Consider the following 13,498-nt stretch of genomic DNA (forward strand, 5'->3'; position numbering starts at 1 on the left):
GATCCGGGCGCCCATGTCCGGGACCGGATTTCCGAACTGATCCGGCAGTCCGAGGTTACCCTGCCGCTGGTCGGCACAACCAAGCTGCAGAACCTGGCGGCCTGCGCCGCAGCGGCCCGCAGCGCGGTCCGGCCTTCCTGAACCGGGAATCCGGGCACAGGCGGGGGCGGCGGGATCAGCGGGAGAGCAGTTTCTCCAGCAGTCCGGGCCGAGCTACTTTAGCATAGCTGCGGGTACCGCTTTCAGTGCCGGGCAACGGTCCCAGAGGCTCAAAGCTGGTTGTCGGCCTGACCGCGATGCCATTACTGCCCGCGCCCTGGGTCAGCAGGGTCAACTCATTGACATGCATGATGAAGTCCGGAGTCAGGAATTGTGGGCGGCCATCCCGGATCTCCCGTGCCATTTCGGCGATACCGATGAATTTGTCCTGGGCATAGACCTCGCGGCGGCGCAGCCATTCCACCAGCCGCTGCTTTAGAGAGGTTTTCATCTGCTGGTCCTTTTCGACGGCAGCGGTCTTCCAGTTGCGCGCCAGCGGGATCTTGCGGCCGCCGATGCCGAACAGGCGGCCCAGACCGGGGTGGGCGCGCAGGCTATGGAACTTGCGGGCGCTTAAGCTGCCCTTGCTGTAGCGCTCCAGGAACACCGGCGAGCGGTAGTGGCGGTAGCTGTCTCCGGTAATCTCGCCCTCATATCCGATCACCCGCATGCGGTGGTCGCGCGGGGCCACCACGCTGCAGGTGATCCGCGCCGCGGCGCCATTGGCAAAATGCAAATTGGCAACCGAGTAATCCGGGGTGCCGACTCGGGCGGGCAGGCCGTCGGTTTTGTTTTCGATCAGCTCGCTGGAAAAAGCGGTAACCGAAACTGCAGGCCCGAGTAGGCCGCAGATCCAGACCAGATGATACCCCAGATGTTCATAGGTGCAGCCCTCGTGGATTTCCTCAGTCAGTGGCCAGGGGACGCCAGTGGGGCTTTTAACTTTCTCGAACTCCATCAGGTGGATCGGGTTGTCGTCCAGTTCGGCATAGACCAGAAGCGGCTTACCAATGGCTCCGTCTGCGATCGCCTTGTACATGGTCCGGACGGTGTCGCTGAAGATATTGCAAGGGGCGGCGCCAAGGCGGACGCCATTGGCCTCGGCAAGTGCAAACAGTTCGCGGGTTTCCTCCATGCGCTTGGTGAGTGGTTTTTCGGAGTAGACGTGTTTGCCGGCTTCTAGCGCTCGTTTACTGACCGCGTAATGCGCGCCGATTGGGGTCAGGTTGACGACGATATCGACCTCCGGATCGACAAGAATTTCATCGTAGCTGCCGTAAGCATGAAACCCGTAATGTGCTTGAACGCGCTGCATGCGCTCCGGATTGGTGTCAAAGACGCCCTTGATGCTCAGCTGGTCATGGGCGCGGACCGTGCGCATGTAGATGTCAAAGACAAACCCGCAGCCTGCGAAGGCGATATTCATTGGCAAGAATCCTCGGGGTTTTAAAAGTTGGAGGGTCTTAAGTCCGGTTACGCGATTTGGTTCAAATGGCTATCAACTGGCTGCCTCGTGTCGATTCTTGTGTTCGGTTTTGAGGGGCTGGGGCAGGTAATCGAGACAAGGCCTGCGCGTCGGTACGGACCACGTATTAATCCGCCAACGCATTGACCGGCGCTGTAATCAGGGACGGCGTAATTTGGTCAATGGTGCGGCCCCAGCGGGTGACCGGGTTTTCTGCCACGAAAACGATATCATCCGGGCGCAGTTCGAACCTAGCCGCCAGCGCCAGGTGCGCGGCGTTGCGCACGTCCAGATGCCAGGCCGTGACCGCGCCAAACTCGCGGATATCATCGGAGGCACGCAGCACGTATACTTCCGAGGCGTCTCCGGTTTCTTTGGCGATGCCGCCGCCGGTATCGAACAGCGCATCGGCCAAGGTGGCCTTACGCTCGAACGGCAGCGTGTAGCGGCCTTGGGTGCGAACCTCGCCGCTGAGATAGACATAGTCCCGATCCACCGCGTCCAGATCCAGCGCCTGGGTGAAATTCTCACGGCGCTCATTCAGGTCGGCGCGGCGCAAGGTGAGAGCTGCAGTCAGCTCATCAATCGCCGCTTGGCGGCCGGCGAGGGTGGTCTGCTGAAGCTGGATCTGCTGGGCAAAGTAGCGCTCAGCGCGGCTGAGGTCGTAATCGGTGTCCACAAACACCGAGTCTCCCGCTAACAGGTTGAGGCGCTGCAGTTCGGAACGTGAATAGAGATCCTCAAGTGGGATCTGATACATGGTGCCGTCGCGGTAGATCCGTACCGAGCTGACGTCGATGTCAGCGACAGAAACGGAACCAGCCGCCGCCAGCGCCTCACCGAGGGTGAGTGACGTCAGGGTAATCGGCAGCACGCCGGGCTTGCCCACGGCGCCGCCGACTGAGACGCGGCGGGAGTTGAACTCGGAGACTTCCAGGCTGAAGGTGGGGTCGATCTGGCTTTCTACCAGGCGCTGGAACAGCAACGCTTCGGCCTCGTCCACGGTGAGACCGGCAATCCTAACCCGGCCTACGTCCGGGATGTTGATTGAGCCGTCATCCTGCACCGTATAGCCGTTGCGGCTGTTCTGGGCCGCCAGCAGTCCGGAAAGCTCGGCAACTGTGCCTTGCGTTGAAGGGGTGGACAAAACCACCACATCGCCGGTTCCAATGGTGTAGGGACCGGGATCCACGTTAGGGGGAGGGGCGAGCCTCAGACCTTGGCGGCTATCGTCCTGTGTGGAGGGGGGATTGGGCAATGTCCCCACACCGCGGGGGCTGGCGCCGGCGCCGGTGCCAGCAGAGATCTGGAAAACCACTGGTAGTGTTTTCGGCTGATACGGTGCACGGTTGGCAACCATCACGGTTTCCGGCGTAACTGCTACCACTCGTACCTTACCTGCGTCTGACACGCCTGCTGTCACCGCCGGGCTGCGGTAGATGGTTGAACAGCCGGAGACTAGTCCAGCCACGGCCAAGGCGCTAAGGGCAACAGAAATGCGGCGCACGATGCGTCCTCCAATCAATTTAAACTCAAATCTCATCCGGCACCGCTTTCATGAAGAGATTGCCAAGGAAGCTGCCGGTCCATTGCGAAGACTGGACGAGCACGGCTTCCTTTTTGCCTACCCAATAGGTATTTGTGAAGCTGTCCGCGACCCCGTGGCAGCGTTCTTCCAACTTATGTGTGGCAATGTGACGGCCAAGGACAAAAATGCTCTCGGTGCCCAGCGGCTCCACCTCACATTTGTAGGCACGCAGCTCGATCTGATCATTGCCGTTTAAGAAGCTGTGCAGCCGCTCCACCTTGCCTGACTGTCGAGCTAGGATCAAGTCTGCACTCTGGCGCACATCCGAGGCAGCAAGACCGGAGCCAAAACCCTTGGCAGAGGTGAGGAAACCTTGCTCCAGCGTGATGGTTGCCCCGTCGGCGGTAAGCCAAGATTGCACCCCCTCCCGTTCTGTCTCCAATAGCATCACGCCGCTCAGGTCGCGGGAAGGAAAACCTACTTCCAAACGTGGCGGAATTGGGCGTGCTGACGCCAGCGCGTTGGCCCGCGGATGGAACCGTGGTGCATCTGGTTGCAGTGCGCCGCGCAGAAGATCGAAATCGTCTTTTGCTTCGCCACAGGACATCAGTATGAGGCAGAGCGCCGCGGAGCCAAGAGGCCGGAGCTGAAGCTTCATCGCAAGAACCTTCCCCATCCTTTGGCAAGCTGTTGGGCGCGTGCCTCACGAGTAACGCCATAGAGGCGGTTGCGCACGTTGAGCCGTGCACCGCCGTCCCGCAGCACTGGACGGATCACTTGTGCCAGTTTGTTCCGCGAGGGACGACCAGTCAGCCAGGAAACCGGAATTTCCAGCCGGATCCCTTTGTCGAACGACCCCTCTCCAAAATCGTCAAAGCCGACGTCCGTGAGAGTAAAGAAGGCACCAACTTTGAAACCATTGGCAAACTCCCTGTCGAGCGTGACGGTGGCTCCGTAGTCGCCAGCCAAGTAGCGGCCAACATCAATCTGTGCATGGTATTCACCAGGAAGATCGTAATATGCCGAGACATGACCTGTGTCGGTGGAATAATCTTGGAAACCGAACAGCACGTCGAAGTCGCGCTGCTTGACATAGTTCATCTCCGCCCCCAAGGCCAAACGGCTGTTTGGGGGGAACCATAGTAGCTCGGCTGACAGGCCGCCGTACATTGTCTCCAAGTAACCAAGTGTGGTGCGTGCATAAAGATTGGTACCTGGCCGCCAGATGTACTCGGCGGTCAGATGTTCGATACGTAAATCTGACTGCTGGGCATAGAGTCCCCAATCCGAACGCACTCGCTGGATCACCGAGTTCGACTGGCGCTGGCTGCCATCCAGGTTGCCGACCGCAGGCTGACGCATTCCAGCGGACAGCGTCACCCCCGGTGTCGGCGTGTAATCGGTGCCCAGCTGGGCACCGATTTCATATCGCAGAGGCGCATCGGGGTCGAAGAAGGAGGCCTGTAAATAGGGGCCGAAACGGTAAGCGAAATGGGGGTAAGCGTCGCTTGTGAAACCGCCTTCGATCAACGGTATGCTGTCCGATATTTCGGCGCGGGCAAAGCTGCGCCAGGAACCATCTAGATCATGTTCCAGCTCATAGAGATCCTCGCGGTTGATGCGGACAGAGCTGAGTGGCACGCCGTTTGACATGAGTGCAATATCAAAGCTTTGCGTTTGCGGCGGCTGGGTATTGGCCAGCACCCGCGTCGTGCGCCCGATCGCCTGCGCAGCCTGACCGTAGGTGGCGTTTTCGACCCCGACCCGCAGAATTTCCCCTTTGCCCTCAAGATAGACCAGCCGCAGCCCTTCCTGCTCCAGCCTTTGGGCCAGAACCTGCTGCATGAGTCCTACCGTGGGCGGATCATCCGGTAGGTTCCAGCTGGCGAGCGCCACTCGGTCAATGGGTACCAAGGGCGGCGGCGAGGCCCCCTGCCCGCCCGGTGCCACGCTTTGGCGCGGATCGATGAAATAGCTATAGCTGAGCCCTAGGGTCGTGCCGTGCATATAGGCAGCGGTCAGCTGTGATCCGTTCCGGAAGCGATACTGGGCGCCGAAGTTGAGCGGCGAGCTGACTTCGAAGCCGACCCTGTCACGCTCGGCGCTGTAGAGATCCGGTGAGTATTCAGCCAGCAGGGTCAGGCGGTCGCTGTAGGCCCAGCTGGCCCCGCCGAAGAACACGGCATCGCCCCGGAACCAATTGCCAAAATCAAGCTGGCCGGTTGTCGATATGCCACCGGCGTTAGCGTCAGGACGCGTTTTGAAGCGGTCTGACAGAAGTCCCAGAGGGTTGGAGAAACTTCCTCTCCCTGCCAAACGCCCCCACCCGATGCCGCCTGACAGCTTAAGGCGGTCTCGGAAGGTCTTGGTGGCAACCAAATACTCTGAGGCGTAGATTCCGGTGCCGCCAAAGTCGCGCAACCCGAGGGCCAGGGCCGGAGCTCTTTGGCCTTCCTCGCGCAACAGAAAGTGGATGTCGAAGCTGCGGTCGTATCGGTTGCCGATGGCCCCATCGAAATCCTCGATTACAGCATAACGGAAGCTGCCATGAACCCAAGGCAGCATCTGGAAGGTCATGGTGGCGCGCAAGGTCTTGTCTAGCATGCCGCTCGTAAAAGACAGCGTGCCATCGGGATACATCTCAGCTGTTGGGGTTTCGATCAGACCCGGCGTGCCGTAATTGGATGTGCTCTGTGCTTGTGCCATTGTCGGAACAGCTGCCAATAGTGCAGCCAGAAGCTGTTTCCGTCTCTGAAATGCTGATCTTCTCATATCGTCAAAACAATCACTTTTAGCACGCTCTTTCCCCTACCCCCTTTTAAATGGGGTGTCCCGCATCCCGGCCAAGAAAAGTGAAATGCCCGTCCTCTGTGGCGAATCTGCCTGATAGTTTCATCTCTTCAGGGTGTCGATACCTACTGATCCTGCGCCAAATTTGAATGAGGCCTTTGAGAAACGCTGCCGGCAGAAGCAATTGAGAGCAAGGAAGAGTGAAAAATGGTGTTTTCCCGGATACGTAGACTACTTTTGCGCAGTGCAGCATTCTCAGACCGCGAAAGGCATGATAGTTTAGTGTAGGATAGGTTTTAGGAGATTGACGATGATCAGGATTGCTCTTGTGGCTTTGGCCCTTTCTGCAGCCAGCGTTTATGCGCAAGAATCCACTAACGCATCAACATCCGGTAGCAGCGCATCCGGTGGGGCTGCGCAAGCCACCCCCGCTGGTACCACGACTACGGCATCAGTAGGGGCAACCTCAGTTGGTGCTCCTGTAGGCGCAGCTGGTGCTGCATCAGCGGCAGGTGTTACTGGCTTCGTACCGCTTGTCGCCCCGGCCTTGGGCGCGGTAGCCGCAGTTGCAGGTGTTGCCGCTGCTGCAGGCGGTGGTTCGACACCCTCCACCACAAGCACCGTCAGCACAAACTAAAGCTGCGCTGAACGTCAAAACAAGAAAAGGCGCGTCTCCAATGAGGCGCGCCTTCTCCTTTTCCCTTCCTGCAGCGGGGCGGTTAGTTTGCGTAATACTTCGACCCGTAGTCGCCGTAGCTGTAACCGTATTGTTTCATCTTACGAGTACTGATCTGTCCTAGGATCATCCCGGCCAGACGCTGGTTATCAGTGTGGAAGAGGCGCAGGCTTTCAGCCACATCCTGCTCTACAGTGTCATTCCATTTGACCGTCAACAGCACCGCATCAGCACTCCGGGCGATCAGCCGGGCGTCAGACACGATCAGCACGGGAGGAGTGTCGATCAGGATGACGTCATAGCGCTGACGCATCTCGTCCAGGAACTCCCGGAACCGTTCGGAGGCAAAGAGGTCAGCCGCGTTAGCTGATGTCTTTTCTCCAGCTAGGATGTCGCATCCCAACAGGCTGTCCTGAAAGATTGCCTCCTCTGCGGCAGTTTCCCCGGCCAGCACAGAAACAATCCCCTTGGACGGCACATTGCTGAGCTGCGCAGTCATGGTCCTCCGCCGGATGTCTCCCTCGATCAGAAGAACCTTTTTGCCAATTCCTACAAAGTTCTGCGCGAGAGCCAGAGAGTTGGTGGTCTTGCCTTCACCTGGCAGAGAGGACGTCATGACCACAACCTGCGGCGGGCGGTCAACATTGGAGAGCATCAGGGAAGTGCGCAGGTTGCGAACGGCTTCCGCTGTTGCCGAAGACGGTTTCTCTGTGAGGTATTCCAAGACTTTACGGCGCCCGCTAGCCGGGAACACCGGGATCTGGCCAAGCACACTGTACCCGGTCTTGCGCTCTACCTCTTGTGCAGAGCGGTATCCTCTGCGCCGGGCTTCTTGAAGCAGCACAATACCGGCGCCAAGCATCAGCCCGAGGATCCCGCTCATGGCAAGGATCAGGGACTTCTTGGGTGCGGAAGGCCTAGTCGGGATTACGCCCCGCGAAAGCATTCGGCTGTCGGCTTTCTGAATGCCTTCTTGGGCAGAGGTTTCCTTCAGGCGGGTCAGGAAGTACTCGTATAGCAGGCGCACAGCTTCAGCTTCCCGGGTGAGCTGCTGCAGCGTGATTAGATCTTCGCTTTGCTGAGCGATCTGTTTGGTCAGCTCCGCTTCCGACAAGGTTAAAGCCTGCATCTGCTGCGTCGCACGTCGGCTTTCCAGTGCAGCCCTGGCAAGAAGACGTTGGAAGGCAGTGTCAAAGGACGCCTCCCAAGACTCTGTGCCGCTGGACTGCTCTAGGAGCCGCTGCAACTGCCGGTCCTGACTGACTTCCGCCTGGGCCTCACGGGTCTCTGCGGCCCGTAGACTTTCATAGCGCACCTTAGCATTTTCTGATGCCGTTTTGGCTAAGGAGATGCGCTCGCGCAAATCCTTCAGTTGCACCTCTTGGGCTTGGAGGGATTCTGGTGATACCAGAGTTGTTGAGCTGTTAAACTCGTTTGCTTTTGCTTCCGCAGTTTCCAGCTCCACCTGTAGTTCTGCCACTCGGTCGGTTAGCCAGGTCGTTGCTTGCTCGGTGGCATCGAATTTAACCTCAATCTGGTTAAGGATGTAGAGATCCACAATGGTGTCAGCGATCAGTGCGGATTTGCGAGCAGACTCCGTTTCAACCGTGACCTGAAAAACGAGGCTCTGGGGCACATTGCGGACCGATACCTGCTCCAGAAGGGCAGAAATAACATCGTCGCGGATTAGCTTCGCCGCCAGCTCGGGGAACACATCTGAGGGATTGTCCGCCCATCCCAGAAATGACTGCAAGCTGCTGAGGGCGGAAGGAGGGCGAATCTCGGCATTGAATTCCGGGTCCGAAATCAGGTCGAGCTTGTCGACGACCTTGCCCATCAGGCCCCGCGACTTCAACACTTCGAGCTCGGAATTGACCTCCGAGGAATCCCCAGACAGCCCACCCACAACACTTTGCAGATTAACAATGCTTTCCTGCTTGGTCTCCAGCATCACGACCGCGCTGGATGTGTAAATCGGAACAGCTGCTACAAAAGCGTAGAGGGCGCCGAGTAGAATTGTAGTGACTGTTGCCAGAACCACGATCCACTTGCCGCGCCACAAAGTGGCAAGCAAGGCGCTAAGATCGATCACATCGTCTTCTGGGGCTTCAACTGGCGCTGGCCGCGCCACGGCGAAAGAAGCTTCATTCAAAGGCGCTTGTTTCATGAATCCTCAACTACTCAAATGGCTGTCGGCGCTGCATGCGCGCCAACTTCGCATACACGTCAGAGGTTGAATAGAAAAGGTCTTCACACAATTGCTCGAATGGCGGGTTTCAACGACCAGTCCTACCTAGGATGGCCGAAGCTGTCATCAGGATGATTTTAAGATCACACAAAAAGCTGCGTCGGGACAGATAGGTCACATCCAGCGCCACTCGCTGATCATAACTGATGTCGTTGCGCCCTGAGATCTGCCAAGGCCCGGTTATTCCGGGCTTCTGGACAAGATAGGCCGCAACGCTTTCTCCGTATTTAGTAAGCTCCTTGGCGACGATCGGCCGCGGGCCGACAAAGCTCATCTCGCCCTTCAGAACGTTCAATATCTGCGGCAACTCATCCAAACTGGTCTCGCGCAGGAAATGGCCCAGCCGGTTGATGCGCGGGTCGTTGGTAAGTTTGTGATCGCGCTCCCATTCCGCTGCGGCCTCTGGGTTGTCATCCAAATATGCTTGCAGTCGGGATTCTGCATCCGCCACCATACTGCGGATCTTCCAGCACTTGAACGGCTCGCCCTTCTGCCCTACTCGGGTGTGTCCAAAAAAGCCGGGCCCGCCATCGTGGCGCACGATAAACCACAAGACTAAGATGATGGGGGCAATAACCGGCAACAGAACCAAAGCGAGAGTGATATCGAAGGCCCGCTTCCCGGCAACAGCATAAAAGCCAGACGCCGCCAGACCAGAAGTTTCGCGCGTAATACCGTTTTCGATGGCTTGTGCGGAAAAGGAGAAGTCTTGCATCGCCAAATACCCTGCTTCCCAACTGCTACCGAAAGCGCTTTGGGGTGTTAAAACTAATTTAGTAACGTGATGGAGTTATGGTTGCATGCCGGGAGTCTGCATGTTGTGTCTTATTAGGTAGTACTAACCACATATTGCACCACGCATTGCGAAAGATGAGTGCGCAAGCCACGTTCCGCCACTCTCCCTTAAGGTGAATTTCCTATTTGAAATAGCTATTTGCATTCCTCATGGTTGTAAAGTGAAATATTTTGCTGCGTTTGAGCAAAAATTCGGATCGTTGCGCGGGCAGTGCGTGGATACCTGAACTTTGTAGACTTGCCTTAGTGTTGGGCGTCAGGTGGGCTGAGCTCTGGGCCCGGCGCGGTTCAATCCTCCGTCCGCATTGCAGGTATTGGCCATGTTTCGGTTGTCTGCCATTCTTTCCTAAGGCCGCTCACAGGCAGGTATTCCTATACGGATGAGTTCGCTGCCCTTTATTTTGTAGACGCCGACAATCCGGTTGCGCGCTCTCTCCATAAACCAAGCCTTCAGCGGTTTAGGGTAGTAGTCTGCCATCACTTGACTGAAGTAATCGAAATCCTTCTGTCGCAGACGCCGACCGTTTCGTGAGGGGCCATGGAAGCCGAAAATGGTGTGGGGGTGCACGCAGGTGCCTGGCAATCCCAGAAACATAGTGCAGGTAGAGTAGCAGATCCGGCCTCTAATTTCGACGCGCACACCGCTTCGTCGAAGCTTCTTCAGCTCAATCAATCGGAGGTGCAGGTAGCCGCCGGGGTCGTCTCCTACGATAAGAATTTGGTTCGCATCTGCCGCCGAAGACAGTAGCGGCGCTAGAGCCAAACCGAAGGCAGCAGCGACCTTTCCGAACCGTGTCATCTGAGCGGGATTGCAGAGAGCGCTTGGCATTCGGGCGCGGATCCCGCTTTCCGAGCCATTCTGGAGGCCACGCTGTAAACGCGACCGGTGCTCTTGGTGTCGCTGGTCCGTATGTTACATAGTGGATCACGGACCTCCCTGTTCGCAGTGCCGTCTTTGATACCCATCACAAAATCCCTCCTGATTTCTCTTCAGGGTGTCGTCGTCGGCTCCTGCCTGGGTGGTGGCCACCTTAGTACTGTTGCTGCGGCTGCTCCTGCAGCCGACCCGGCGCGAAAGGGGACCGTGATGCCTCAAGAGGCATTGCATCATAATCGCGGTGAGGCGGATGCCCCCAAATGGGGATAGTTTTCGGGTCAAGGAGTGTTGTTCCTCAAGACGTCAGCCCGGATACGCGCCCTGCTCTCTTCTCGAGTAGCAGGTTGCGGTTTGTTCGAAAGGGGATCCTTAAACGGACATTCTTCCACCCAGATACCCGTTTCTGCATTTACTGCAGAAATCGGTTCTCATTTGAGTGGTACGGCAATAGTCTCATTGTGGGGGCCTCTTGCGTTATATCTACGCTGTTGAGAAGCAACTTTGCCTCGGGCCAACCCAAAGGAGTTGTTTATGACGGGAATCCGTATTGGCTATGCTCGCTGTTCGACGGACAAACAGGATCTGGCCGCACAGCGTGCAGCGCTTCTGGATTTGGATGTGCCAGACGACCGGATCTACACTGATCATGGGCTGACCGGGACAAGTCGCGAACGCCCTGGTTTGGCTCAGGCTTTGGCAGCGGTGCGCCAGGGGGACACGTTTGTCGTTGCCAAGCTCGACCGTCTTGCACGTTCTGTTCCCGACGCAAGAGCCATCGCCGCGGAGCTGGAAGAGCGCGGGGTCAGACTGGCGCTCGGCCACAGCGTTTATGATCCGGCCGATCCTATGGGAAAGATGTTCTTCAACATCCTCGCGACCTTTGCCGAGTTCGAAGTGGATCTGATCCGGATGCGCACCAAGGAAGGCATGGCTATTGCCCGGGCGAAAGGCAAGCTGAAGGGCAAGAAACCGAAACTTTCCCCGCGCCGCCAAATTGAATTGCGCAGGATGTATGACACTGGCGACTATTCTATCGGTGATTTGGCTGAGGTCTTTGATGTCTCCCGTCCCACGGTCTACCGGGTCTTACACCGGACAGCGGTAATGGAATAAGGCCAGCTCACCCAATCCGGCTAGGGCCACATCTGCACAGTGTGGAGCACGCGCAGCACTGTCACCGCCGCTGTGGTTTCGGTATAGACCACTATGTAGTTGGGTCGGACCACTAGTTCCCGAGTACCCTTTACCCTGCCAGGGCGGCAGCGTTTCGGATGGGTTGTGAGCAGTTCCACCTTACCCTGGATTTCTTCCATGAGGGCAAGGGCTGCGTCTGGGTTGTCATCCGAGATGTAGTCGACAATCGCCATCAAGTCAGCGACCGCCGGGGCCTTCCATACAAGTTCAGGCACGGCGCTTTTTGTCGATCAGGGTGCGAGCGTCCTGCATCACCTGGTCGTGCGGGGTGGCCGGGGTCGGATCTGACAGTGCCTCCTGAACCTTGGCGCGGAACCAGGCGTCATAGGCATCCGGATCTGCTGTCAGACCGGCAGGCAGACCACCCTCGGCAGCAACGCGGGTCAGTAGAATACGCACAGCATCTGACAGCGTCAGGCCAACACTGGACAGAGCGTCGGCCGCTTGTGCCTTGAGTTGGTCGTCCACACGGACGTGTAGCATCGAGGTTTGGGCGGGCATGGCATGTTCTCCTAATTTCCTGAGACACTATGTATCTCAAATGAGATTCATTCAAGCTGTCCGAAAGGAACTTCTCGTGTGTGTCCCCTGCACTTTACAAAACCAAGGGAGCCCCCCCGCGAAATACCGGCTGAAGCACAATGGAACAGACACTTGAACAGATTGACTGTGCAAGCTTTAGCCTAGAGGTTGCGGGACCGGGGCTGAAAGAGAGTTTCTGGTGCGCAGCCCGGCGCGTCGTCACATTTGCGCGGTTAGGAACCGCGGCGCGCTGCCGTCCAGGCAGACTGCAGACAGAGTTCCGGTAGCATAGGCCCCCGTATCCACTGCTATCCGACCCTGCTCTGCCGCCGGCTGGTTTACAATGGTGTGGCCATGAACCACCCAGATTCCGTCCCGCCGCGGTTTGCGGATGAAATCGGGATGCCCCCACAAAATGGCGTCCTCTGTTTGCTCATCTGGAGCTGCGCGCGGATCCGCGCCTGCGTGGACGGCCAGAACATTGCCCGACAGCACCGAGGTTTCCAATCCAGCCACCCAGGATGTCAGCGTCTCCCCCATCGCCTCCTGCAACCTGTCCCGGCATTCACAGAGTTCCTCTCTGTTCATTTGCGGCCGCGCGCCGCGAACGTCAAATGAGGCCAGAGTCTGCAGGCCTCCATTCCTGATCCAGCGCCCGCCCTCACCGCCGGGATCCTGGAGAAATCGCAACAGCATGTCCTCGTGGTTGCCCATCAGGCAGGTCAAGTCCGGACGCTCCCGGAGGTAACGCAGCACTTCGGCACTCTGCTCGCCCCGGTCGATATAATCCCCGGCAAGAATGATCCGGTGGCCATGCGGCACTTGACGGAGCATGCGCTCCAGCAGCGGTAGACAGCCATGCACATCCCCAATCACACAGAGCGGTATGTCCGGTGCTGGATCAGGAAAGGATGCGCCCTGCCCGGCCCAGTCGCCGAATTTCTGAAACAAGGATGACAACACGATCAGCGGATCTCCCTCGACCTTCTTGATGCAGCGAGCCCTGGTGCTGGGCATAGCACCAGGGCTTTGACAATCACTTTGGTGATAATGGTTCGACCGTATAGAGGCAAGCGAGCAGGCTAAAACGGTGCCGCAATCTGGCACCCCCATGCCGATGTGTTCGCTGCCTTTCAATTTGTTGGCCCCGAAATACGGTGCCGTGATGAATTTGATGTACTCTATCTTCAAACGGGCCAAATCAACATTGTCGAAGAAGCGGTCAAGTTTTCACATCCTGGACGTGTCGCGGTTTGATGCCGCCGCATGGCGGCAGTGAGCCGAGGCTATGTGGAAACTCCCTGGCATGGTAATCTCCAGACGGGCAGCGGGAGATAATCATGGCAGGCTTTATCGAGGGCGTG

At 57.8% G+C, this 13,498-nt stretch carries 11 protein-coding genes; 1 reads left to right on the forward strand and 10 read right to left on the reverse strand.

Going from position 1 to position 13,498, the window contains the following annotated elements:
- Window positions 1–175: 175 nt before the first annotated feature.
- From ACFMBG_RS22965 to ACFMBG_RS22995, 7 genes are all read right to left on the reverse strand, one after another.
- Window positions 176–1,465 carry a Gfo/Idh/MocA family protein gene (locus tag ACFMBG_RS22965; RefSeq protein WP_421056984.1) on the reverse strand — a complete coding sequence of 430 codons (1,290 nt, stop codon included), beginning with the start codon at window positions 1,463–1,465 and terminating at the stop codon, window positions 176–178.
- 166 nt (window positions 1,466–1,631) lie between these two features.
- A complete protein-coding gene (locus ACFMBG_RS22970) occupies window positions 1,632–3,011 on the reverse strand; it encodes a polysaccharide biosynthesis/export family protein (protein WP_421056994.1) in 1,380 nt (459 codons plus the stop codon).
- 25 nt (window positions 3,012–3,036) lie between these two features.
- Window positions 3,037–3,690, reverse strand: coding sequence for a YjbF family lipoprotein (locus ACFMBG_RS22975; RefSeq protein ID WP_421056985.1), 654 nt, complete (start codon window positions 3,688–3,690; stop codon window positions 3,037–3,039).
- Window positions 3,687–5,738: a YjbH domain-containing protein gene (locus ACFMBG_RS22980; protein ID WP_421056986.1), complete on the reverse strand. Its 2,052-nt coding sequence runs from the start codon at window positions 5,736–5,738 to the stop codon at window positions 3,687–3,689. The genes ACFMBG_RS22975 and ACFMBG_RS22980 overlap by 4 nt, the downstream gene beginning before the upstream one ends.
- 803 nt (window positions 5,739–6,541) lie before the next feature.
- Window positions 6,542–8,665 carry a GumC family protein gene (locus ACFMBG_RS22985; protein WP_421056987.1) on the reverse strand — a complete coding sequence of 708 codons (2,124 nt, stop codon included), beginning with the start codon at window positions 8,663–8,665 and terminating at the stop codon, window positions 6,542–6,544.
- A gap of 109 nt (window positions 8,666–8,774) precedes the next feature.
- Window positions 8,775–9,461: a sugar transferase gene (locus tag ACFMBG_RS22990; RefSeq protein ID WP_421056988.1), complete on the reverse strand. Its 687-nt coding sequence runs from the start codon at window positions 9,459–9,461 to the stop codon at window positions 8,775–8,777.
- 426 nt (window positions 9,462–9,887) lie between these two features.
- Window positions 9,888–10,340, reverse strand: coding sequence for a hypothetical protein (locus ACFMBG_RS22995; protein WP_421056989.1), 453 nt, complete (start codon window positions 10,338–10,340; stop codon window positions 9,888–9,890).
- A 609-nt stretch (window positions 10,341–10,949) separates the two neighbouring features.
- Between ACFMBG_RS22995 and ACFMBG_RS23000 the strand changes: the two genes are divergently transcribed.
- Window positions 10,950–11,531 carry a recombinase family protein gene (locus tag ACFMBG_RS23000; protein WP_421056990.1) on the forward strand — a complete coding sequence of 194 codons (582 nt, stop codon included), beginning with the start codon at window positions 10,950–10,952 and terminating at the stop codon, window positions 11,529–11,531.
- 20 nt (window positions 11,532–11,551) lie between these two features.
- On the opposite strand, the gene ACFMBG_RS23005 is transcribed toward ACFMBG_RS23000, so the two are convergent.
- The 3 genes from ACFMBG_RS23005 to ACFMBG_RS23015 all read right to left on the reverse strand — a co-directional run bounded on the left by ACFMBG_RS23005 (window position 11,552) and on the right by ACFMBG_RS23015 (window position 13,325).
- Entirely contained in the window at window positions 11,552–11,827 is a 276-nt protein-coding gene (locus tag ACFMBG_RS23005; RefSeq protein WP_421056991.1) for a type II toxin-antitoxin system RelE/ParE family toxin, read from the reverse strand.
- Window positions 11,820–12,113: a type II toxin-antitoxin system RelB family antitoxin gene (relB, locus tag ACFMBG_RS23010; protein ID WP_421056992.1), complete on the reverse strand. Its 294-nt coding sequence runs from the start codon at window positions 12,111–12,113 to the stop codon at window positions 11,820–11,822. The genes ACFMBG_RS23005 and relB overlap by 8 nt, the downstream gene beginning before the upstream one ends.
- 240 nt (window positions 12,114–12,353) lie before the next feature.
- The gene (locus ACFMBG_RS23015; RefSeq protein WP_421056993.1) at window positions 12,354–13,325 is read right to left on the reverse strand and encodes a metallophosphoesterase family protein; all 972 of its coding nucleotides are present in this window, start codon (window positions 13,323–13,325) and stop codon (window positions 12,354–12,356) included.
- Window positions 13,326–13,498 lie beyond the last annotated feature (173 nt).

Origin of the sequence: Leisingera coralii (genome assembly GCF_049056525.1) — a bacterium.
Taxonomy (GTDB): Bacteria; Pseudomonadota; Alphaproteobacteria; order Rhodobacterales; family Rhodobacteraceae; genus Leisingera; species Leisingera coralii.